This is a genomic window from Metabacillus sp. FJAT-52054 (genome assembly GCF_037201815.1).
Classification (GTDB): domain Bacteria; phylum Bacillota; class Bacilli; order Bacillales; family Bacillaceae; genus Metabacillus_B; species Metabacillus_B sediminis.
This window is the reverse complement of sequence record NZ_CP147407.1, coordinates 582,597-604,702: the sequence shown is the minus strand read 5'-3', so window position 1 is coordinate 604,702 and position 22,106 is coordinate 582,597. Positions and strand designations below refer to the sequence as shown.

28 protein-coding genes are annotated in these 22,106 nt (G+C 44.2%); 9 read left to right on the top strand and 19 right to left on the bottom strand.

Features of this window, described 5'->3' with window-relative positions; translation table 11 throughout:
• Positions 1-113: 113 nt before the first annotated feature.
• Complete coding sequence (locus WCV65_RS03290) at positions 114-356, bottom strand: hypothetical protein (protein WP_338780032.1); 243 nt, start codon at positions 354-356, stop codon at positions 114-116.
• Between the two features lie 164 nt (positions 357-520).
• Here WCV65_RS03290 and WCV65_RS03285 point away from each other — a divergent pair, with 164 nt between their 5' ends.
• A complete protein-coding gene (locus WCV65_RS03285) occupies positions 521-667 on the top strand; it encodes a BH0509 family protein (RefSeq protein WP_035407227.1) in 147 nt (48 codons plus the stop codon).
• Positions 668-708: 41 nt separating this feature from the next.
• On the opposite strand, the gene WCV65_RS03280 is transcribed toward WCV65_RS03285, so the two are convergent.
• From WCV65_RS03280 to WCV65_RS03260, 5 genes are all read right to left on the bottom strand, one after another.
• Positions 709-846 (bottom strand): hypothetical protein, encoded by a 138-nt coding sequence (locus WCV65_RS03280; RefSeq protein ID WP_338780030.1) that lies wholly within the window; start codon positions 844-846, stop codon positions 709-711.
• 547 nt (positions 847-1,393) lie between these two features.
• Entirely contained in the window at positions 1,394-2,221 is an 828-nt protein-coding gene (locus WCV65_RS03275) for a YihY/virulence factor BrkB family protein (protein WP_338780028.1), read from the bottom strand.
• A gap of 15 nt (positions 2,222-2,236) precedes the next feature.
• A complete protein-coding gene (locus WCV65_RS03270) occupies positions 2,237-2,566 on the bottom strand; it encodes a YtxH domain-containing protein (RefSeq protein WP_338780026.1) in 330 nt (109 codons plus the stop codon).
• A gap of 19 nt (positions 2,567-2,585) precedes the next feature.
• The gene (locus tag WCV65_RS03265; RefSeq protein WP_035407234.1) at positions 2,586-3,059 is read right to left on the bottom strand and encodes a low molecular weight protein-tyrosine-phosphatase; all 474 of its coding nucleotides are present in this window, start codon (positions 3,057-3,059) and stop codon (positions 2,586-2,588) included.
• Positions 3,060-3,134: 75 nt separating this feature from the next.
• Positions 3,135-3,575: a GNAT family N-acetyltransferase gene (locus WCV65_RS03260; RefSeq protein WP_338780023.1), complete on the bottom strand. Its 441-nt coding sequence runs from the start codon at positions 3,573-3,575 to the stop codon at positions 3,135-3,137.
• Between the two features lie 112 nt (positions 3,576-3,687).
• Here WCV65_RS03260 and WCV65_RS03255 point away from each other — a divergent pair, with 112 nt between their 5' ends.
• Together WCV65_RS03255 and WCV65_RS03250 are read left to right on the top strand one after the other, a co-directional pair.
• The gene (locus tag WCV65_RS03255) at positions 3,688-3,909 is read left to right on the top strand and encodes a DUF1128 domain-containing protein (RefSeq protein WP_035407236.1); all 222 of its coding nucleotides are present in this window, start codon (positions 3,688-3,690) and stop codon (positions 3,907-3,909) included.
• 58 nt (positions 3,910-3,967) lie between these two features.
• On the top strand, positions 3,968-4,135 hold the full coding sequence (locus tag WCV65_RS03250) for a hypothetical protein (protein WP_156505947.1): 168 nt from the start codon (positions 3,968-3,970) through the stop codon (positions 4,133-4,135).
• A gap of 37 nt (positions 4,136-4,172) precedes the next feature.
• Here the strand turns inward: WCV65_RS03250 and WCV65_RS03245 are convergent, their stop codons facing one another.
• Positions 4,173-4,688, bottom strand: coding sequence for a type 1 glutamine amidotransferase domain-containing protein (locus tag WCV65_RS03245; RefSeq protein WP_338780021.1), 516 nt, complete (start codon positions 4,686-4,688; stop codon positions 4,173-4,175).
• A 378-nt stretch (positions 4,689-5,066) separates the two neighbouring features.
• The gene (locus WCV65_RS03240) at positions 5,067-6,005 is read right to left on the bottom strand and encodes an alpha/beta fold hydrolase (RefSeq protein WP_338780019.1); all 939 of its coding nucleotides are present in this window, start codon (positions 6,003-6,005) and stop codon (positions 5,067-5,069) included.
• A 181-nt stretch (positions 6,006-6,186) separates the two neighbouring features.
• On the opposite strand from WCV65_RS03240, the gene WCV65_RS03235 reads away from it, so the two are divergent.
• Positions 6,187-7,686 (top strand): FAD-dependent oxidoreductase, encoded by a 1,500-nt coding sequence (locus WCV65_RS03235; protein ID WP_338780017.1) that lies wholly within the window; start codon positions 6,187-6,189, stop codon positions 7,684-7,686.
• Between the two features lie 43 nt (positions 7,687-7,729).
• On the opposite strand, the gene WCV65_RS03230 is transcribed toward WCV65_RS03235, so the two are convergent.
• From WCV65_RS03230 to WCV65_RS03190, 9 genes are all read right to left on the bottom strand, one after another.
• Positions 7,730-7,927, bottom strand: a complete 198-nt coding sequence (locus tag WCV65_RS03230) for a hypothetical protein (protein ID WP_338780015.1) — start codon at positions 7,925-7,927, stop codon at positions 7,730-7,732.
• Between the two features lie 72 nt (positions 7,928-7,999).
• Positions 8,000-8,719, bottom strand: coding sequence for a trehalose operon repressor (gene treR, locus WCV65_RS03225; protein ID WP_338780013.1), 720 nt, complete (start codon positions 8,717-8,719; stop codon positions 8,000-8,002).
• Between the two features lie 23 nt (positions 8,720-8,742).
• On the bottom strand, positions 8,743-10,431 hold the full coding sequence (gene treC, locus WCV65_RS03220; protein WP_338780012.1) for an alpha,alpha-phosphotrehalase: 1,689 nt from the start codon (positions 10,429-10,431) through the stop codon (positions 8,743-8,745).
• Between the two features lie 128 nt (positions 10,432-10,559).
• Positions 10,560-11,957 carry a PTS system trehalose-specific EIIBC component gene (gene treP, locus WCV65_RS03215; RefSeq protein ID WP_338780010.1) on the bottom strand — a complete coding sequence of 466 codons (1,398 nt, stop codon included), beginning with the start codon at positions 11,955-11,957 and terminating at the stop codon, positions 10,560-10,562.
• A gap of 211 nt (positions 11,958-12,168) precedes the next feature.
• Positions 12,169-13,059 carry a cation diffusion facilitator family transporter gene (locus WCV65_RS03210; RefSeq protein WP_035407257.1) on the bottom strand — a complete coding sequence of 297 codons (891 nt, stop codon included), beginning with the start codon at positions 13,057-13,059 and terminating at the stop codon, positions 12,169-12,171.
• Between the two features lie 153 nt (positions 13,060-13,212).
• On the bottom strand, positions 13,213-13,857 hold the full coding sequence (locus tag WCV65_RS03205) for a DUF429 domain-containing protein (protein ID WP_338780007.1): 645 nt from the start codon (positions 13,855-13,857) through the stop codon (positions 13,213-13,215).
• A 120-nt stretch (positions 13,858-13,977) separates the two neighbouring features.
• Entirely contained in the window at positions 13,978-14,322 is a 345-nt protein-coding gene (locus tag WCV65_RS03200) for a hypothetical protein (RefSeq protein ID WP_035407262.1), read from the bottom strand.
• Positions 14,323-14,421: 99 nt separating this feature from the next.
• The gene (locus WCV65_RS03195) at positions 14,422-14,811 is read right to left on the bottom strand and encodes a DUF1992 domain-containing protein (protein ID WP_035407265.1); all 390 of its coding nucleotides are present in this window, start codon (positions 14,809-14,811) and stop codon (positions 14,422-14,424) included.
• 14 nt (positions 14,812-14,825) lie between these two features.
• On the bottom strand, positions 14,826-15,647 hold the full coding sequence (locus WCV65_RS03190; RefSeq protein WP_338780004.1) for a glycerophosphodiester phosphodiesterase family protein: 822 nt from the start codon (positions 15,645-15,647) through the stop codon (positions 14,826-14,828).
• A 248-nt stretch (positions 15,648-15,895) separates the two neighbouring features.
• Here WCV65_RS03190 and WCV65_RS03185 point away from each other — a divergent pair, with 248 nt between their 5' ends.
• The gene (locus tag WCV65_RS03185; RefSeq protein ID WP_338780003.1) at positions 15,896-16,270 is read left to right on the top strand and encodes a hypothetical protein; all 375 of its coding nucleotides are present in this window, start codon (positions 15,896-15,898) and stop codon (positions 16,268-16,270) included.
• 195 nt (positions 16,271-16,465) lie between these two features.
• The gene (locus WCV65_RS03180; RefSeq protein WP_338780002.1) at positions 16,466-18,301 is read left to right on the top strand and encodes a solute:sodium symporter family transporter; all 1,836 of its coding nucleotides are present in this window, start codon (positions 16,466-16,468) and stop codon (positions 18,299-18,301) included.
• 119 nt (positions 18,302-18,420) lie between these two features.
• Here the strand turns inward: WCV65_RS03180 and WCV65_RS03175 are convergent, their stop codons facing one another.
• Both WCV65_RS03175 and fosB read right to left on the bottom strand, forming a co-directional pair.
• The gene (locus WCV65_RS03175) at positions 18,421-18,792 is read right to left on the bottom strand and encodes a hypothetical protein (protein ID WP_338780001.1); all 372 of its coding nucleotides are present in this window, start codon (positions 18,790-18,792) and stop codon (positions 18,421-18,423) included.
• The gene (gene fosB, locus WCV65_RS03170; RefSeq protein WP_338779999.1) at positions 18,773-19,225 is read right to left on the bottom strand and encodes a metallothiol transferase FosB; all 453 of its coding nucleotides are present in this window, start codon (positions 19,223-19,225) and stop codon (positions 18,773-18,775) included. The genes WCV65_RS03175 and fosB overlap by 20 nt, the downstream gene beginning before the upstream one ends.
• Before the next feature lie 121 nt (positions 19,226-19,346).
• On the opposite strand from fosB, the gene WCV65_RS03165 reads away from it, so the two are divergent.
• The 3 genes from WCV65_RS03165 to WCV65_RS03155 all read left to right on the top strand — a co-directional run bounded on the left by WCV65_RS03165 (position 19,347) and on the right by WCV65_RS03155 (position 21,556).
• Positions 19,347-20,630, top strand: a complete 1,284-nt coding sequence (locus WCV65_RS03165) for an MFS transporter (protein WP_338779997.1) — start codon at positions 19,347-19,349, stop codon at positions 20,628-20,630.
• A 79-nt stretch (positions 20,631-20,709) separates the two neighbouring features.
• The gene (locus tag WCV65_RS03160) at positions 20,710-21,273 is read left to right on the top strand and encodes a thioredoxin family protein (protein ID WP_338779995.1); all 564 of its coding nucleotides are present in this window, start codon (positions 20,710-20,712) and stop codon (positions 21,271-21,273) included.
• 10 nt (positions 21,274-21,283) lie between these two features.
• Positions 21,284-21,556: an acylphosphatase gene (locus WCV65_RS03155; protein ID WP_035407285.1), complete on the top strand. Its 273-nt coding sequence runs from the start codon at positions 21,284-21,286 to the stop codon at positions 21,554-21,556.
• The last annotated feature ends 550 nt before the right edge of the window (positions 21,557-22,106 follow it).

Sequence of the window (22,106 nt, the reverse complement as noted above, 5' to 3'; positions counted from 1 at the left end):
ACGGACAGATTCCTGGCCCGATCGGCTAAATTCCAAGCTGCAACGGCTAAATTCGGACGCCGCTCGGACAAATTACGTGCGCCATCGGACAAATTAATTGGAACGGACAGATTCTATGCCCAATCGGCTAAATTGGCATGCCGGTCGGACAAATTAATTCGAACGGATAGATTCCTGGCCTGATCGGCTAAATTCCGGGCTGGAACGGCTAAATTAGTATGCCGGTCGGACAAATAAACTGCGCCATTGGACAAATTACGTGCGCCATCAGACAAATTATTTCGAACGGACAGATTCCTGTCTCCACCGGCTAAATTCCAGGCTGGAACGGCTAAATTAGTATGCCGGTCGGACAAATAAAGTGCTCCATTAGACAAATTATTTCGTACGGACAGCTTAGACTGCGATGAGTAAAGAAAAATGCCCCTTTAAAAAAAACAGTTGAACATTCTGAATTATCTGTTATATAATACAAATATAAATAATAATCTGTATCATAACAAAAAAGGAGCGGATGAGAATGAGCAGACAAGAACGGAAAAACATGGTGGAGTATATTGCAGCGATGAAAGAGATGGATCGGGAAATGTTCATGTACATGACGGATGAAGAAGTGGAACATATTTACTCGAATGTTTACAGCCGGAACATTGAAATGGGCGAATAAAAGGCAAAAAAAAAATCACCCGGCAGTTGGAGGGTGATTTTTTATGGCTTCAGAGCAACTAAGCTTTTCGTCTCATCCGACCATTCCGTTCGAGACTTCGCGATTTCGATTCGCATGCCCAGCTTTTTATACTTTTCAACGAATGCTTCAAGTCTTTTTATTCTAGTCCCTGTTTTCATTATCGATCGCCTCTCCATTTCACAAATTTCCGTGACATTTAGCGGAAGACTATGCTGATCTGACAAGGAATGCCGTTCCCGCAATGCAGGCTTGTTCATCTATCAATACCATACTTTTAAATTCCAATCTTGTCCAGCTACCTTAGGCTGAACTTTTTTCACAAAAAACGACGTTAAGATGGCCTATAAAGCAGCGGCAAGCTCCTTGTTTTTTACTCTACTCTACGTATACCCGCTTTATTTATATTTAAATACCTAAATTGCAAATTTAATGTGTTCTTTTATTATAGAACGTTTGTTCCGTTTGTGTAAAGGGCATTTTGCAGCAAAAACATAAAAAAGCCGACCCCTAAGGATCAGCTTTTCATACACTTAATGGTAACCATTCTGGCCGTTTGCACTGGAGCTCGTTTTGTTGGACGGCTTGCTTTTGGAGTTTTGCTTCGTGTGGCTTCCGCCTGATTTATTTTGCTTTGCCATTGTGAATCCCTCCTGTGCATGGTTGAAGAAGCATGGTTGCTTCTTTAATAGTCTGCCATGTCAAGCTTCACCTATTCCCGTCTCTATTTACCAAAATGGCATTCAATTCGCCGCTCATAATGATGATCATGCCGGTTAAGTAAAACCAGATCATGAAAACGATAATGCCGCCAATGCTCCCGTATGTCGCACTGTAATTGCCGAAGTTGCTCACATAATTGGAGAACAAATAGGAAACGCCAATCCACCCCACTGTTGAAAATATAGCACCCGGAAACGCCTGTCTCCACATCATTTTTTTGTTCGGAGCGAGCTTATGAAGAAGGATAAAGATGAAAAAGATGATGATGGCACTTACAGCCCAGCGAATGATATTCCAAACGGTAAAAAACAGCCCGGGTATTCCAAATGCTTTAAATATAAATAAGCCGATTTCTTGTCCAAAAACAGGAAAAAGCAAAGCAATGACAATGACCGCCATCATAACAACAGCAAGCAGAATCGCAATGGCTCTTGATTTTAAGTACGACCGGTTTTCTCTGACGTCAAAAGCCCGATTGAATGCCCTCATGATGGAATCAATTCCATTAGAGGCTGACCAGACGGCAGCCAGTATACCAAACGTAAACAGCAGTCCGCTTTCCTGGTTCAAAAGCTGATACAAGGCGCTTTCCATCACTAAAATGGTGTCAGCTGGGGCGAACTGCCGGATAAATTTCAGCAAGTCCTCTACAGACAACGGAATAAACGCAATTAGTGTAATCAAGGCGATCATGAAGGGAAATAGGGATAGCAGAAAAAAATAGGCCAGCTCTGCGGACAGTCCGGCCACCTCGTCTCTTGAGAATCTTCTGATGAGTTCAGTGATGATCGTAGGATTTTTTCTGCTTCTCACATAAATCACCTGCTTTTAGTCTGATTTACTTGAAAGAATCCGCTCCTTTGCATCCTTAATGGCTTCAATCACAACAGGAGTGGTTTCTTTCAATTCATTTACTTTTTCATTCACAAAACGCAAATCCTCACTAACACTTTGAACCATATCTTTTGCATCGTTTAATTTTGATTTCAAATCTTCAGATAAAAGGGAAGGGTTATGATAGTAATAGCTTGCCTTTTCACCAAGCTCTCTCGCCTCTTCAATTACGGCTTCCCTTGTCGGTTTGTGAAACATCGATAGCACAAAACCGGCAGCCGCCCCAATACATACGTTACGCAAAAGTATATTCTTCTCTCCCATTTAGCATGCCCCTTTTCTATTATGAAAGTTTCTCGTTCACCTTGATTTCTTCAAGCAATCCCCTGCAGCCTTTTCTGACAAGGCCGTATACCTCTTCAAAATTCCCAGTAAAATAAGGATCAGGTACATCCAGCACTTCTGCATCCTCTACATAATCAAGCAAACGACCAATATGTCCGGTTTGATCATATCCCGCCATTCTGCGAACATTTCCCAGGTTTTCGGCATCCATACAGACGATGTAATCAAAGTTGGATAAATCCTCTTTCACCACTTGTCTTGCTGCCATTCCCTCAAATGAAATGGCATTCCGTGTCAGGATGTCCTGTGTCCCTTCGTGCGGCGCCTTCCCGATATGCCAGTCTCCTGTACCGGCTGAGTCCACCGATATTCTGCTTTCCAATCCTTCTTCTTTTACCAGCCCTCTGAACACAGCCTCCGCCATTGGCGAACGGCAAATGTTTCCGAGGCAAACAAACAGAACATGTATCAATGAGCAGCCTCCTTTACAAAGTATTTCGCTACTCAAAACTTTACCTCAACTTTTGGAAAGAATCCAATTTTACTGTTAAATCCTTAGCGAATAGAAAAAACAATCTTCTGTTTTAACGAAAGAATTTATTTCATACAGCCTTTGTGCACCCTTATTTGTTATAGAGGTCTCAAGGTTCAGTGCCTTGGCTCCTGTCTCACGGCACAGCTCGACAGCCTGATCAATCAGCTTCTGCCCCACTCCCTTGCCGCGGGCATGCTCCACCACAAACAAATCATTTAATATCCAAATCCTTTGCATTCCTACAGAAGTGAAGGAGGGGTACAGCTGGACGAAGCCTGCAGCACCATATTCATCTTCCGCAATAAAGATGACGGACTCCTCTTTTTCAAGCCGGTCTTTTAGAAATTGTGCCGCACCTTCCAAATCGGAGGGCTGGCTGTAGAATATCCGGTAAGCGTTGAAAAGGGGGGCTATTGTGCCTGCATCTTTTATGGAGGCTTTTAATATCTTCATTATCATTCTCCTCGCGATAATAAGCTCTTCTTTAAAATTTAGACAAGCCATCTCCTTTTTCCTTCTCACATGGTACAATAAGAAAAACTCCGTACCCGAAAGGAAGAGACCTTTGAATTTAACTGAAAAATCAACCGAAAATGTACAATATATGATCGACCAGATCACAACAAAGCTGCGAATGATTAACATTGGCGCAATCAAACCTGATCACTTTGACGGGGAAATGTACGAAGAATTGAAAGAGCTGTATGAATATGTAATGAAAAAAGACAACTTCAGCCCAAGCGAAATGCAGTCGATTACCGAGGAGCTTGGCAAGCTGAAAAAATAGGCTTTTGGCATCAGCTACCCTTTTCCTGCATATAAGTAGGGCAAAGGGGGAATTGGTGATGATTACAAGCTGGTGGCTTCTTACAGCTGCCCTGTTTTTGTTTCTCATAGCCGCTATTTTCTTTATCTTTTTTGCCCTGAAAACCGGCATCCGTCCTGAAGATTCCGAGCATATTGACCCACTTGATGATGAGACGGATGATAAAGAAAAGGATGTACAAAAATAGGCTTCCCGTTTCATTACGGGAAGCCTTTTTTTCTATGTTATTTTAAAAGATTCAATGCCTCGCGATTAAATGCCGGCAGGTCATCAGGCGTACGGCTTGTTACTAATTGATTGCCGCACACGACTACTTCCTTGTCATGGAAGTTCACTCCCGCATACTCCATATCCACACGAATGGATTTAAAGCCTGTTGCATCGCGGCCTTCCAGTGCCTTTGCTGTAATCAGCAGCTGCGGTCCGTGGCAAATCGCAAAGACCGGTTTTTTATCATCCATAAATGATTTGGAGAATTGAACGAAACGGTCATCCGCACGAAGCTGATCCGGAGAGAATCCTCCCGGCAGCAATAACGCATCAAAGTCTTCAGGCTTCACATCATCGATGGATGCATCGGATGTAACAGTCGCTTCCCCCTGTTTGCCTTTTAGCGTTTTTCCTTTTTCCATCTCGATAACGGTTAATTCGTGTCCAGCCTCTTTAAAGGCTTTCGCAGGATCTGTGTACTCTACATCTTCAAAATCATTTGTCAATAATACAGCAACTTTTTTACCCATTGATAAAAACCTCCAAAGTTTCATTGTTTTTCTTGCTCTATAGTAAACGTACCCTTTTCATCTGCAAACAAACATGTTGATGTGCCATCAGGCATGGAATGGTAGAAAACTGGCAGGGCAGAAGGCTTGTACCAACTTCGTTAAGAATGCCTCCGGTGCAGTAGACGGAAAGGTAGATTGGTTGTTCCTGTTCCATGAAAATGAGCTCGTCCCGGCAAGTGGTGAAGGCCGTTACACGAGAACGGATCAGATTTCCGGAACATCTTCGCATCGACTAAATCACATTATAAAAAAAATCTCCTCGTCTGAATAGGTATAGTAAAACTCTACTCAAACGAGGTCAGTTTGTATACGCTTACAATTCTGTCCTCTTGAAAATTATTGAGCCGGATCCCTTTTTACATGCAAGATTTCAATTTCTTTTAGAAAATGAAAAACCCGTTCCTCGTACTTTTTCCTGTCCGTCAAAAAGGCTTGGGCATGGCCGGCTTTTGGAACCAGATACAGGTGCTTTTTCCCCTTCTTTTTTTTCCTGAAAAGATCAAGCGACATTTGAAGCGGGATGAACCGGTCTTCCTTGCCATGAATGAAGAGGATCGGCGTCTCTACCTGCTCTAGCTCACGAATCGGTGAAATCTCGCGGAATCCCCAGCCATACCGGATCTTTGTGACAAAACTCGTTAAAAGAATGAGCGGAGAAAAACGGATTTTGAAATCCAGAGCAAGCCGGAGCCGCATAAGCGCAGTCAAATCACTGAACGGACAATCCGCAATACAGAACCCCACCCGGCTGTCCTCTTTTATATATTGCAGCGAAGAGGCAGCGCCAAGCGATTCGCCAAGCAGTCCGATGAAGGCATGGCTCCCGAGCTTTTCAAATAGATGGTCCACCCATGCACACAGATCATCCTTCTCAAAAAAGCCGAATGACGTATGATTTCCGCCGCTCAGACCATGATAGCGGTGATCACATAAAAGCACGTGATACCCGCGTTTATGAAACATCTCGACATATTTGAAGCTGCCAAACAGCGACCAGGTGATGCCATGGGCAATAATCACGGCCTTTTTGCTATTTTCAACCGAAAAAAACATCCCGTGGATTTGATAGCCATGCTTTGAATCGATAAACAGCTCTTCCTTCTCAATCTGTTCAAAGTGAACCGCATTAATTTCTCCGCTTTTAACACCCATTGCAAAAGTTTCGTGATATTCCACTTTTCGGGGGAAAATGATAAGGTTGCTAAAATAAAGCGGAATCGATACCGCGGCTAAGCAAAGGACGAAAAAAGCTGATGCAACAGCAAACCACACCATGCCCCCACCCTCTTTTCACACAATTTTTATATCTTATTAACCAACAGAATTATATGTGAGGATTGTTCATCCAAATGTGAGTCTTTATTAATTTTTGATAAATTCCAAAAGAGCAGAAAGTGGATTAATAAGAAAAAGCCCCCTAAAATGCAAGTATATTGACGGGTTGGAGGCAGAAATTATGGAATGTGATGTACTTATTGCAGGCGGAGGAATAAGCGGTCTGACCGCAGCCGCCTTTTTAGCCGAAAGAGGGCTTGAAGTAACCGTGGCGGAAGCATCCAGCGAATGGGGAGGATGTGCCGGAAAATTTCAGAGAGGACCCTTTCTATTCCCGGCGGGAGCAACACTTGGAATGGGATTTGAACAAGGCGGTATCCATCAGCGTCTGTTTGAAAAACTCGGAATCTCCTTCCCGTACGCGCTGCCGCTCGAAACCGTTATGGGAATTCACACGCCTGCCGGCTACCTGGAGTACAAACAGAATCGGACACGCCATCTTGAGGAATTAGGGAACATGTTCCCGGAAGCTGCAGAACGGATTGTCTCTTTTTATCAGGAAATCTGGAAAATCGGTTCAGAGGTCAAAAAACTGCTCGGTACACTTCCCGTTTTGCCCCCTGCTTCATTGAGGGATATTGGCGATTTGCTGTTTTCACTTAAACCAAGCAGTGTTACCGTCCTCCCCTACTTTTACAAAACCGTCGGACAACTCTTGAAAAAGCACAGGCTCCATGAACTATTTGGGTTTGTCCACCTGCTGGATGCCCAGCTAATCGACTCCATGCAGACGGATTCGGCAAATTGCTCCGCCATCATGGGTGCCTATGCCCTGACGATTTACCATGAAGGAGCTTTTTATATAGAGGGAGGATTGAACAGGCTCGCTCATGTACTGAGTACTGCAGCGAAAAACTCCGGCGCCATTTTAGAAAAACGAACCTGGATCCAGTCGGTTACTCAAAACAAAGCGGGAATGTTTTTTGCGACAGATCAGAAAGGGAGAAGATGGACGGCCCCTCACTTCATCTCCACCGTGCCTGTGCAAAATTTGCTGGAGCTTATGGACGAGCCACTCAAAAAGAAAATCGGCCTCCGCTATGAGAAAAAAGCACAAAGCCGGCAATGGGGAACGATGACACTGTACTTGGCGGTAAAAGAAGACATCATACCAGACGGAACCCCGCTCTTCCAGCAGGTCCTAACCGATGAGCACGGGCAGATGGCAGAAGGAGCCCACCTCTTCCTCTCTCTATCTTCTAAAGAAGACCGGCTCCGCGCACCCGAAGGCTACCGCACCTTGAACGTCAGTACCCACACTGACTTGGCTCTGTGGGACACAAAGGAAAAATACGATGCCTATAAGAAGCAGCTCCGCCACAAGATGATCGATGGCGTAAAAAAAGCCCTGCCGCTAATCGAAAAAGGCATCGTAAAGGAAGAAATCGGAGCACCAAAAGCATGGGAACGATTCACAAAACGCAAGGACGGCATGGTAGGCGGCCTCCCGCAAACCCTCGACCACGCACTATTCAATAGTTTATCCCACCGGACAGGTGTAAAAGGCCTATGGGTTTGCGGTGACAGCATCTTTCCAGGAGCAGGGACAGCCGGAGTGTCAGTGAGCGGGTATCATGTGTACCGGTCGATCATGAGAGCGTTGGGCAGACGGTATTTGTAGGGGGCTAGTGGGAGAACGGTTTTGTCTGAAGAAACTGTGATTTTCAGCAGCTGATCATGTTTTTGTCTGACAAGTTTGTCTGAAAAACCACGTTTTTCTGCCTTCCGCATGCACTTGTCTGACTATTTTGTCTGACAAACCCTGTTTTTCCGCCTTCTGCACGCGCTTGTCTGACTATTTTGTCTGACAATCCCTGTTTTCTTCCTTCTGCATATGCTTGTATGACAACTTTGTCTGACAAACCAGCTTATCCCGCAGCCTCCCCAATTCATCCCACCAAAAAAAGCCGGCGCTGCCGCCGGCTTTTTTCTGTTTAAACCTGTCCCCTCCTCGCAAAATCAACGAACCGGAATTTGTCGAGCCGGTGGCGGGATTCTGTGAATTGGAATAGGCTTGTGTCTTCAAGGTATACATAGTTTTTCACGACGACGACGTGGGTGAAGTCGTAGAGGTCAAGGTAGGCACGGTCTTCGCTTGTGCATTCCTCGACGGTGATTTCTTTTTCGGCGTAGCCAATTTTCAGGCCTAGTTCGCCTTCCAGGTGTTCATAGATACTGTTTTTACAAATTTCTTCTGTTAGGGCCGGGACGATGCGCTTGTCGAGAAAGTCCTTGTCCAGGATGATTTTTTCACCTTTAATCTCCCTGGAACGGACGATTTTCCACACTTCATCGTCTGCTCCGCATGTCAGGTGCTTTGAAACTCGGTCGTCGGCTTTGATAAGCGCGAGCTGATGGACATTTGTTACAGTTTGGGAGCCAAATGTTTTTGATAGTTCTTTAAAGCTGACCAGGCCGGATACGGGAAAGCTCATTCGCTGGGTGTCCAGTACGACTGAACCTTTCCCTTTTATTTTCTGAATATGGCCGTTTTGGGCAAGAAGGTTTAGGGCTTTGCGGATTGTTTCCCGCGATGCTTCGTATTTGTCGGACAGGACGTTTTCGGAGGGGAGCACTTCTCCAGGTTTTAGCCTGCCCTCTTGAATGGTTTCCAGCAGTTCCTGGTACACCACTTGATATTTTGTTTTTGCCATCCTCTTCACCATTTTCTGTTATTTTACTGTTTGGTTAGATGATATACGATGGATTCGTAAGGACGCAATGAAATTTTCTCTGCTGTTTCCGGGCTGTCCTCATAGTTGCTGATCAATATTTCCACATCATAGCCGTCAAAAGAAAGATGTGCCGGCAATTCGAATTGTGTTTCTTTTGCATAAAAATTGTTCACGCTCAGCAGTTTTTCGCCTTCTCCATTACGGATATAAGCGAATATTTCAGGATGATCTTCCAGGATCAGCTGATAGTCTCCGTCTGTCACAATTTCTACTTCCTTGCGGAGCTGGTTTAGCTTTTTGTAATGATAAAATACGGAATCCTTATCTTTTACGGCGGCGTCTGCATTGATTTCCTTATAATTCGAAGCAACAGGGATCCAAGGGGTGCCGGTTGTAAATCCTGAGTGCTGATCCGTATTCCACTGAACCGGAGTCCGGGAATTATCTCTTGATTTACTCTTCAGGATTTCAAGAATCTCTTCTTCGCTTCGGCCTTCCTGCTGCAGGATCTTATACATGTTCAGCGACTCCACGTCACGGTATTGGCTGATGTGTTCGAACTTCGGATTGGTCATGCCGAATTCTTCACCCTGATAAATGTACGGGGTTCCCTGCATCATGTGGATGACGGTGGCAAGCATCTTGGCTGATTCTAACCGGTACTCTCCGTCATTTCCGTAACGCGAGACGATTCTCGGCTGATCATGGTTGCACCAGAACAGCGCGTTCCAGCCGCGGCCCTCGTTCATTTTGACCTGCCATGTAGAAAGAATGTCTTTTAGTTTTAGAAAGTCAAAGTCCGCGACGGCCCACTTTTCTCCATTCGGATAGTCAACCTTCAGATGGTGGAAGTTGAAAGTCATGCTCAGTTCTGTGCCTTCCTCGTTTGAGTAGCGGATACAGTGGTCGATCGTTGTAGATGACATTTCTCCAACCGTCATGGCGTCATACTTGGAGAAAACTTCGCGGTTCATTTCCTGCATGTATTCATGAACGCGCGGTCCGTCAGTATAAAACCTGCGGCCGTCTCCCGGTGCAATAGTGCCGTCATCATCCGGGAAATCCTGATTTTTTGAAATAAGATTGATGACATCCAGACGGAAGCCATCTACCCCCTTCTCAAACCAGAAGTTCATCATATCGTATACATCTTTTCGCAGTTTCTCGTTTTCCCAGTTAAGGTCAGCCTGTGTCACATCGAACAGATGGAGATAGTTTTCGCCTGTGGTTTGGTCAAGCTGCCATGCTGATCCGCCGAATTTAGAAACCCAGTTCGTTGGGGCGCTTCCATCTTTTTTTGATTCTCTCCAAATGTAATAATCACGGTACGGATTGTCTTTGGACTGTGCTGCCTGTTTGAACCATTCATGCTCTGTAGAAGTGTGGTTCACGACGATGTCCATAATGATTTTCAAACCGCGGTCATGTGCTTCTGCAAGCAGGCGGTCGAAATCTTCCATTGTGCCGTATTCGTGATGAATATGATAGTAGTCGCTAATATCGTAGCCGTTGTCCTTTTGAGGAGATGAATAGATTGGGGTCAGCCAAACGACATCCACTCCAAGCTCCTTCAAATAATCCAATTTTTCAATAATCCCCTGAATATCGCCCGTTCCGTTTCCTGACGTATCATTGAAGCTTTTCGGATAAATTTGGTAAACCGTTGATTTTTTCCACCATGGATGTTTCATTTTGCATGCACCACCATTTAGTAATTTTTAATTAGAAGAGTTTGTCCGGCAATTTATAAAAAGGGAAAGGGACAATTGCTTGTCCCGTCCGATTTTCCCGTATGAACGGGTGATGAGGAAACTCCTCTTTATTTTGCTTTTTTCATCTTCGCCATGATAAACGTTAACACGAATGGGACGACGAGTGCGATGAGTACACCGATCCCAAATGATAGCCAGTATTCTTTTGAAATGGATAGGAAAGCGGGAAGACCGCCGATTCCGATCGAGAATGCTTTTACTCCGCTGATGCTGATCACTAAGCCGCCGATAGCGGAGGCAATGATTGCTGCGATAAACGGATAGCGGTAACGTAAGTTCACTCCAAACATAGCCGGTTCCGTAACACCGAGATAAGCAGATAAGGCTGCGGTTCCAGCAAGTCCTTTTTGCTTTTCATCTTTAGCAACAAGCATCATGGCCAGAGCTGAAGACCCTTGTGCAATGTTTGAGAGTGCAAGCATTGGCCATAGGAAGGTTCCGCCCGCCGCAGCGAGCTGCAGGTCAACCGCAAGGAAAGTATGATGCATTCCGGTAATAACAAGCACGGCATAAAGACCGCCATACAGCAATCCGCCGACGGCTGCGAAGTTTGAGAACAGGGTTATAACTCCGTCTGTTAACAGATTTCCTAGAGCAAATGTAAGAGGTCCGATCGCAATGAACGATGCGAATCCAGTGATTAATAGCGTAACGGGCGGTACAACCAGCATTTGAATGGCGTCCGGTACCCGTTTAGTAAGAAATTTTTCAATAACGGCAAGCAGATAAGATGCGACAAGAATTGGAAGAACCTGACCTTGATACCCAATCTTTTCGATTTCCAGGCCGAATAGGTTCCAGACTGGAATATCCTTTGCAGTCCCGTATTCATAGGCACTAAGCAGAGCAGGGTTAACAAGAATCAATCCCAGCACAATACCGAGAAGAGGATTTCCGCCAAACCGCTTTACTGCCGACCAGCCAATGAGAACTGGCAGGAAGGTGAAGGCGGTACTTGCTATAAGGTTAATGATTCCCGCAAGGTCAGCCCATTGAGGGTAAACGGTAATAAGAGAATCTTTGAAAAAGATTCCTTTTCCTGTGAGAAGGTTGTTAATTCCAAGCAATAAACCAGCCGTTATGATGGCGGGAAGAATCGGGATAAAGATATCCGCAAGCATTTTGACAGCACGCTGCAGCGGATTCAGATTTTTCTCTGATGCAGATTTCACATCATCCTTTGACGCTTCACCGATTCCTGTCTGCTCAGCCATTTCGTTATAAACCTTGTTAACGGTTCCCTGTCCGATTACAACCTGGAACTGCCCGTTAGTTGAAAAAGAGCCTTTTACAACATCGATGCTTTCTAGTTTTTCTTTATCTACTTTGCTTTCATCCTTCAAAGCGAACCGGAGCCGTGTGACGCAGTGTGTAGCTGCAGAGATATTTTCTTTTCCGCCGATTGCCTCGACAATCTCTTGTGCAGATTGTTTATGATTGCTCATTTTGTTCCCTCCCGTAATCGTTTTCAATAGTACGTGTATCTATTTCTGCATAGAGTGAGCATTTTGGTACTCTCATTCTTGTTGAACGATTCTTGCTATAATGCTCACCGCTTACATCTAAATAAGCAGACCTGTATATACAAGTTACGGTTTCATTATAAACATGTATGTACACGTTTTCAAGTAAAACATTCAAAAAAAATAAACAGGGTTAGCCCCTGCTTATTTCCTCTTCTTTATTCAGCTGTTCATGTTCAGGTTCCAAATGAATCAGAACCTCCATTTTATCAAATTGCTCGTTGATGTCCGCTTCAATTTGATCACATAGCTGGTGCGCGGTTGCAATATCCATTTCAGACGAAACAACAAGATGGAAATCAACATAGTTCTCCGGCCCAGCCTGACGCGTCCGAAAATTATGGAATTCGATATAACGGTCGCTGTAAGCTTCCACAATTTCAACGATCTGCTGTTCATCGGCCGGCGAAAGTCTTGCATCAAGCAGCGGAGGAAAGGATTCCTTCATCAGCTTATACGCCTCTGACATGATGTAGACAGCTAAAATAATTCCGATAATCGGATCAAGGAAATACCAATCTGTTAAGCTGACGAGCAGCAAGCTGACTGCAACTCCAAGCGATGTGTAGACATCCGTTAAAAGGTGAAGTGCATTGGATTTCATCGCAACGGAATTTGTTTTTTTCGCTACATTCCCGACAACCCTTGAAACGGCGAAATTAATAATAGCTCCAAGCACCATAACCCCAATTCCGAGAATCGGAAGGTGAACGGGTTCAGGATGCAGCAGCTTATGCACACATTCATAAATAATCCAGATTCCTGCTACAAAAATCAGCAGTGTTTCAATGGTTCCTGAAATATTTTCAACCTTCCCATGTCCATATGGATGTTCCTTATCGGCTGGCCTGTTTGACAGCCTGACAGAAAAAAAGGCAATGAGTGATGCGAGTAAATCCAGGGATGAGTGAATCGCTTCTGATAATACCGCTACAGACCCCGTAACGATACCGACTGCAATTTTCAAAATAACAATAAATGAATTGCTTAGGACGGATAAAAAAGCAATTTTTGGTGCATTCATAGCGTGACCTCCGTTTTTAATTCTGATTTATCCTACCAGATCAAATTCGTGTGGGTCTATAGCAACCTTTTTTGAGGTTTACACGAAAATGGGAGGTGTGTAAAAAAGTTTTCTCAGGCAAAATTTCATGAATGCTCCCAAATAAGTCACCCCTCAGCACAAAAAGTCATATGGATGATGCGGCGGCTGCTTCGGGAATAAGGCCTTCGGATAAGATACAATCCAATCTCTTGCTGCCATTGCCGCAGCGATGGCGTCAATTTCATGTGGTGTCATGCTTTGCCCTTGTGGAATGCCCAATATGTTTTGGCTCTCGAACCACTGCAGTAAATAGGTTCTTGATTCTGCGGACTTTTTATACAGCCGTCCATGCTCTTTTTCCTTTTCCGAAAGCCTCGTCATCATCGCTGCTCCAGGATGGACCTCAGCAATCCTGATATCGGTCCTGACTCTTTCAAACAGAGCGGCAAGTGAAATCCCCCTCATTGTCAAGTACACCATTTTCGTCAAGGTCGGGGGCATAATTGAGCTCGATTTCAGTCCATGCTTAACCATTTCCCTCCGGAACCACCGGTCAGATGGCCTGTCCCCGCCTCCGTCATTATAGGACAGCGGAGAATCGATCCCTATCGTAAGAGGAAATCCGTTCGTTTTTTCTATTAGCTTTAAAATCCCAGCATCACTTAAGCCCGATTCCAAAGATAAAAGCTTCAGCTCCTCCCCTGCCAATTCAAAAAAAGCAGCTGCGGTGTCTTTATGATTAGAAGGTCCCGACAAATCAATTCCTATTACAAACATTTCCAACAACTCCAAATTCCGACATGTTTCCCGTGAAACATCGACACATTTTCCCTTATCTTATATGTACCACAAACAGACAAAAATAAAAGGCCAGAGAATTTCCTGGCCTTTCTTCTTTTAGGAAGGGAAAAACGGACTAACCACTCCTGTAATGAGATAATCAGTCAGTACTTTTGAGATGACGAGCACATTGTTGTTATTTAATACATTGTCCAATTCGCTTCCTCTTGCAAGAACGAATTGCACTTTGCTATAAAGGTCATTATTTGCGATGGTGAACACAGCGATTCCATTCAAAAACGGGTTTGCATCACTTCCATACTGAACCGTAAGTGTCTGGTTAGGAAGCAAGGTTACATTCAAAGCCGGCCCCTGGTTTACAGGATTGCTGCCTGCACGTGCGTACAACGTGATCTGCAAAGTTGCTGTAGTGGTATTGATAAGTGTTTTAACTCCTGCCATAGCATTCTCTCCTCTCTATCAAGATAGTAGTATCTTATTCTCGCAGAGGGAGGGGGGAGAGGGCTTGTATAATAGAAAACAATAAAAAGGCAGGTGCAATTAACGCATCCTGCCTTCTTTTCCTAATAAAGTACGCTCTACCTTCTCTTTATAAAATGCCGAGGCAGGAGAGGAAAATGCACTTCGTTTTTTTAGAATCTTCTCTAGCTCCTGTTCATTTCTCAGCCGCTTAGCTGTCAGCTCCTGCTGTTCTTCCTCACTGGTTGCGCTGCTGAGTAAATGATCGATCGTCATCCGTTCTTTTTTTAAATCGGTTTCCGTGAGCATTCCTGCATTTTTCATTACTTTATAAGCCATACGGAGGTTTTCCGGAATTCCAGATAGATCTTCAAGCTTCAGAGGTTTACCCATTCCTTGCAGATTTTCGAACTCGCCATCCTTAATCGCCTTTTTTATCTTATCCTCCGCGGCAATCGTGAAAAAATCCATCGGCTGCTTCCTCCCTATTTGATTTCATTCACGTAATCCGGATAATCCGTAACCATACCATCTACTTCCATGCTTTTCAGAAAAGCGGCAGAGGCTTTGTCTCTTACCGTATAAGGGGTAATTCTCATTCCGAGAGCATGAATTTTTTGGACAAGACCCCGGTTAACGAGCTTTTTATTCGGATTAACAAATGAAGCATAGTTCGAGATTTCCTCAAGCTGCCTGCCTGAAATGCCAAGAGGGCGGTATTTCATAAGAACACCAATTTTTACGAATGGCAGGATTGCATGCATTTTTTTCATTGAATCTTGCTCAAAAGACTGAACCACTTTATCTGCAAGCGGATATTTCACTAACTCATCCGCTACCTGCTGCTCAATACCCGGATAAAGAGAAGGGCTTTTAAGTTCAATCAGCATGCCAGCTTTCCCATTATACCGCTCAAGCACCTCCGAAAAGGTCATAATCCCCTCCCCTTTAAATTCGGGAGAAAACCAGCTGCCTGCATCTAGCTTTTTCAGGTCGGCTGCATGTAAATCTCTGACCTCGCCGGTTCCATTCGTTGTCCGGTCGACACTCGTATCGTGAATAACCACCAATTCGCCGTCCCTTGAACGCTGTACATCAAATTCAATCCAGTCTGTTCCAATTTCTATTGCTTTGTCAAAGGAAGCCTTCGTATTTTCAGGTGCATACCCGGATGCCCCGCGATGAGCAATCGTCAGCATTTTGTTTTCTGCTCCTCCCGTAACCGGCTCTCCATATGCCTGTACGGCTTGTGACATAAGGAGCCCAATGAGTAAAACGCTGCAAAGGATGAGGAAGGAATTCTTCAACATGATCTCTCCTAACCATTTTCCTTCAGCGTAACTCTTTCGTTTTAACCCATCATAAAGGGACTGTGTTGATTTTTCAATTTTTGTGTGAAGAAAAAAAGGAGCTCGGAACCAGGAAATTTACAATGGAAGCGGTGATAAAGGTCCCGAAGCAGGGAATTAACCCAACAGCCAGCCCCCATATCCAGAATATTTCTCCCCTTTCAGCCATATGAATCTATTAAATGGCAATAAAGGAGGACAAGTTAATGAGCGTGGAAGAAAAAGTCGCGAGGTACCGCACTGTTTCTTTGCATATCAAGGAACTTGAATCAGAACAGAGCCAGCTAAAAGAGGAACTGCACGCTTATTTCGACGGCCGGTTTGGGGAAAATCAAAAGGGAAAAGCAGAAATTGGGGATTACGTCGTGCAGCGGCAGATTCGTTCGATGGATTCCTATGCTGAAGAAAACCTGATTGCCAGGCTGGAGGAGCTGCAATTGGAAGACTGCATCATGACCGTAAAAAAACCGAACAAAGAAAAAATTGACGCAGCACTAACTCTAGGGATTCTCTCAGGTGATCAGCTTAAGGACTGTATTCTCCATAAGCTTTCGAAAGCACTTATTGTTAAAGAAAAATAGCATTCACACCGAATCTTCGCGGATTCGGTTTTTTTGAATTTTGAGCTAAATAGATTGTTCTGCCCTTAGTTTAAGGACTGCTTAATTACCCAATTATGATTTTAATATATATTTTCCTGGTTTGAATGTCTTCTGAATTGGTTATTTAACCAGTACACTTGCAACTAGAATTTTGATACAGAAGGAGAGAACAACATGAGTGCGGGAAATCTCTGGTTTACACTATTAACATGTGCACTATTTATGGGTGCTGTTGCCTGGATTTCATATAAGAAATCTAAAAATGACGTAGGAGATTCAGATGGATATTTTCTTGCCGGAAGAGGATTAAATGGTACGTTTATTGCCGGGTCCCTCCTGCTTACGAACTTGTCAGCTGAACAGCTTGTCGGCTTAAATGGACAAGCCTACCGCACAAACCTTACCAACATGGCTTGGGAGGTTACCGCTGCGATTCCCATCATTATCATGGCACTTTATCTTCTGCCTAAATACCTCGGCGGGAATTTTACGACACTTCCTGAATTTTTGAGTAAACGCTTTGATGAAGGCGTTCGTTTATATACAGTCATTCTTTTCATGCTCGGCTACGTATTTGTCACGAGTCCCTCTATGCTTTATTCAGGGGCCATTGCCGTTCTTAAACTGTTTGATGTTCCTTCAATATTCGGAATCAGCTATGAGCAATCCATATGGGTCGTTGTATGGGGAATTGGAATAATCGGTGCGGCATACGCAATATTTGGCGGGTTAAAAGCCGTTGCAATTTCTGATACGTTAAACGGAATCGGGTTGCTCGTAATCGGGACACTCGTTCCCATTCTTGGCTTTGTTGCTTTAGGCGGGGGAAATTTCCTTGATGGGGTTAAGGAAATTACTACGAATCATTCGGAAAAACTGAACGCAATCGGCGGACCTCAGGATTCGGTCCCGTTCGGCACCATTTTCACCGGAATGATCATTGCCAACCTGTTTTACTGGGCATCCAATCAATACGTCATCCAGCGTACCCTTGGAGCACAAAACCTTGCTGAAGGTCAAAAAGGTGTCATCATATCTGGCTTCTACAAGCTGTTGATTCCTCTATTCATGATGGTTCCGGGTGTCATTGTTTTTCATCAGTACGGCGATTCATTGAAATCAGTTGACCTTGCCTACCCGACATTAATCGCTGAAGTGCTGCCTACCTGGTTGTCCGGGATATTCCTTGCCGTTTTGCTTGGAGCAGTATTCAGCTCCTTCAACTCTCTATTAAACAGTGCAGCTACAATGTTTGCCCTGGATGTATACAAAGCCCGCTTCAATCCGAAGGTGAGCGATAAAAAACTAATCATGGTCAGCCAGTGGTTCGGAACTTTCCTTGCCCTTGTCACGCTTTTTATCGCTCCGCTGCTTATGTATGCACCAAACGGACTTTGGGATCTGATCCGCAAATTCACAGGATTCTTTAACGTTCCAATTATCGCAATCGTTCTAATCGGTGTGTTAACAAAATACGTACCTGCTATTGCTTGTAAAGTCATTATCATTTTCCACGTGATTGCTTACTACATGCTCATCTGGGGAACGGAACAGCTCTTTGGATTCAAGTGGGACATCAATTTCATTTACATTTATGCGATTCTGTTCGCTGCGGAAATTGCCATCATGCTTACTTTTGGATGGATGAAACCAAGATCCACTCCTTACCAATTTAAATCCAGAGCGGTCGTAGACATGGTGCCATGGAAATATGCCCTGTCCACTTCCATTCTATTAATTGCTTTAGTAGCCATGACCTACATCGTCTTCTCGCCAATCGGACTCGCATACGAGCAGGCAATTGTATCACCTTATTTCTGGCCAGCCATTTTCGGAGTCGCAGCTATCGCAGCCTTCTTTATGGTATGGTCCGTAAAATTTTGGAACAGACGCTACTCCCATTATGTCGCGAAGCAGCAAATGAATGAAAAAGAAATAAAAAGACGCGGCAACCTTGTACCCCATGGAGTCAGACCAAGCTTCATTAAAAACAGCAGCAAGCAAGTCTAATGATGAAAAAACCCTCCTGCTTCATGCAGGAGGGTTTTTAAGTAGGGTGGGTGTATGAAAGTTTAAAATCCCTTTTTAGGAAACTTTTCAAACCTTAGGCCGGGACGAACTGGGCTTTTTCAGGCTCTTTCAAGCCAGTTAGCTGGCGTTTCCGGCCGTTTAGATTTCTTTTCCTTCCACTTCCTCACACTTTCCGGCCATTCTCCTTTTTCCAGCGGATCCAGGCCTTTTTCCGGCCGGCCTACACTCTTTTCCGGCCGAACGGATTCCTTTTCCAGCCACTTCCTCACACTTTCCAGCCATTCTCCTTTTTCCAGCCGAACCTGGCCTTTTTCCGGCCGGCCCACACTCTTTTCCGGCCGAACGGATTCCTTTTCCAGCCACTCCCACACACTTTCCAGCCATTCTCCATTTTCCAGCCGAACCTGGTCTTTTTCCGGCCGGCCGGCCCGCCATCTTTCCAGCCAAACCCTATTTCCCCGCCAATCCACCACCCGGTCCCTCACTAAAAAACTCCATATGCTCCTTTTCGACCCTATAATAATCCAGGCGGTCCTGCAGAGTACCGGTGTGAAGTTCAAATTTATGGCCGTCAGGGTCTGTGAAATAGATCGACTTTTTGTCTTTTTCGTTCCGTTCCCGTCCAGGGAGGATATGGACGTTCAAATTTTTCAGTTTTTTGAGCCAGCTCTCAAGATTTTTTTCTTCTATTGAAAAAGCAATATGTGTATAGGAACAAGCAATTTCATTTCTTGGTATATGTGCTTCTTCATTTAACGCCACCCAGATTCCGCTGAGGTCAAAATAAGCGGTTGTTTTTCCTTTTACAAGCAGTTTTGCCCCCAGAACCTGCTCGTAAAAAGAGATCGACCGGGTTAGGCAGGAGACTGAAAAAAGCATGTGATTAAGACCCTTGATCTTCATCTGTTATATCCCCTTTCACTCCCAAATTAAGGTTTCTGCTATAATTCCATGAAACGGTTCCCGTTCCTCCTTTTTCGAGTTATGATGAAGAGGTGACTTTACAGGAATTGGGGATACAGCCATGAGAATTAAAGATTGGGATTCTAATTTAAAGGTGCGTCTTTTCGGGGAAGCGATGATGAACGTTACGTTTTGGATGTTCTTCCCGTTCCTCGCTATTTATTTTTCGGATGAATTCGGCAAGGAAGCAGCTGGACTTTTCTTGATTGCTGCGCAGGTGTTTTCTGTGTTTGCTAATTTGCTTGGAGGATATAGTGCGGATCGCTTCGGGCGGAAAAAAATGATGGTTCTTTCATCGATTGGACAGGGCCTTTCGTTTATCGTTTTTGGGATAGCCGTTTCTCCAGCGGTTGATATGCCTTCTATAGCATTTGTTTGCTTCGCGCTTGCCGGTGTGTTCGGCGCATTGTACTGGCCTGCAAGTCAGGCGATGATCGCCGATGTTGTTCCGGAAAAAGACCGGAGCGATGTATTTGCTGTTTTCTATACCTCATTGAACATTGCGGTCGTTCTTGGACCGATACTAGGGAGTATTTTCTACGTTCATTATAAGGTGGAGCTGCTTGTCGTATCTGGACTTGTCTGCATCCTTTTAGCGTTTATCTTGCTTAAATGGACAAGGGAGACGGCTCCTCTCGTCCTTTCAAATAACGCAAAAGCTGAAAATATAAAATGGTACCGTGTTGTCGGGGCACAAATGAAGGATTATGGGATCATTTTCCGCGACAAAACGTTTATGCTGTACATATTAGCGGGAGTACTCGGGGCACAGACCTTTATGCAGCTCGACTTGCTGATGCCCGTATATATTAAGGAAGTCATTAAACAGGAAACCATTTTCAGCTTTTTTAATTGGAATATGACTGTAAATGGTGAACAGTCCTTTGGAATCGTACTCTCTGAAAATGGACTTCTTGTAGCCATCTTTACGATTTCTGTCACACGTTGGATGACAAAGTACAGGGAGCGGAATGTGTTTATCTGGTCTTCCGTCTTTTATGCCATCTCCATCCTCTGGTTCAGCCAGATGTCCAGTACGGCTGGATTCCTTGGGGCGATGGCACTGTTTACTTTTGCCGAGCTAATGACGGCTGGTCTTCAGCAAAGCTTCATTTCAAAAATTGCTCCGGAGACAATGCGCGGCCAATATTTCGCTGCAGCTAGTCTTCGGTTTACAATCGGGCGGACGATTGCTCCGCTATCAATCCCTATGACCGTTTGGTTCGGATTCACCAGTACGTTTATCATTCTCAGTTTACTTGCATGCTTGAGCGCCGTTCTTTATTACATCATGTTTCAGCGCTACGATGATCCGTCTGTTAACGGCCTAAAGGTCCACGTATAGCGGCTTCAGCCCGGACACTCGCATTCTCTCCTATTCTTATATATAGTAGTACGTGAGAAGAATAAACAGGAGGCTATTCATGATGCTAAACGAATGGTTTGAAAAAGGCTGGACAAAAGAAACGTATATCAAAAAAATGAATGTTCACCAGGAGAATCTGCTTCACATCTACAACAGTTTTCAATTAAAAGAGGAAGACCGTGTTTTTCTGCAGACTCTTCAAAAGGAAAACCTTCGTGCGATTGTGCTAACAGCTGACTGGTGCGGCGATGCAATGGTGAACCTCCCAATTCTCATGAGGCTCTCAGAAGAAGCCCTTATCGAAACACGCTACTTGATCCGCGATGAAAATCTTGAATTAATGGATCAGTATTTAACAAATGGTACGGCCCGCTCTATTCCTATTATCATTTTCCTGAATGAAAATGGAGAGGAAATAGCGAGATGGGGACCGAGAACAGGATCCGTTCAGGAATGGGTCAATGGACAAAAACAAACACTTCCAGATAAAGAATCCCCTGAATACAATGATGCGTTTGGTGTCTTTGCCAAAAACGTGGCACAACGGTTTACGACTGACACGGACTTCTGGAATGACATTAAAGATGATTTAATTGAAACGGTCAAGAATCGCATTCAGTAAGGAGGCGATCATGGTGAAAACAAAACTTTTTGTACATGGACATGTTCAGGGTGTAGGTTTTCGGTATTATGCACAAACGAAAGCCATCCATCGGAATATCAAAGGCTTTGCCAAAAACATGGACAATGGTTCTGTTGAAATTGTGGCAGAGGGTGAAACCAGGCAGCTGGAAGCCTTCATTGACGATATGAAAAAAGGAAGCCCGCTAGCGAAAGTGAAGGATATTGAGCAGACCGAATGCAGTGAGGAAGAAACCTTCAGTGCTTTCGATATCCGTTATTAAAAAAGGTCCTGCCGAGAGAGAATAAATGAAATCGAAACCCCCGAGATGCTGTGTTCATTCACACTCCGGGGGTTTTGTTTATTTATAGGCATTATGAACAATTATAGGGTATGCGCGACTCCTGCTGCCCCCAATCAAACTACTTTTAAATAGAGAAAGCAACTTTAGAAACTGCTTTCTGTATGGATTTGCGGGATGTGGAATTTTCTTCTTAGTTTACTCCGCTGCAGTAAAGGGTAAAGAACCTCGGGCAGGGAAACAAAATTTACCGTTCCCTTTCCTTATTGACTAGTAAAACGAAAAGCAGTAAAGTGTTAAAGTTGGTTTCCGATGTGTGCAGTTGCATAATTTGTGTAAACAAAATGTAAGGGTTTCGTGTATTTTTTGTGTATTTTTAGTTAAGAATTGGCTGAAAGGGTTACATTCATCTGAAATTTAGATATATATTTAGAATTAAGATTTAAATTTTCTATCGTTTGGGAAATTTTAGTCTATGTTCATGTGAATGCAAATTCTTAACCGTTACCGGTAAACGATCTAAGGTAAGGTA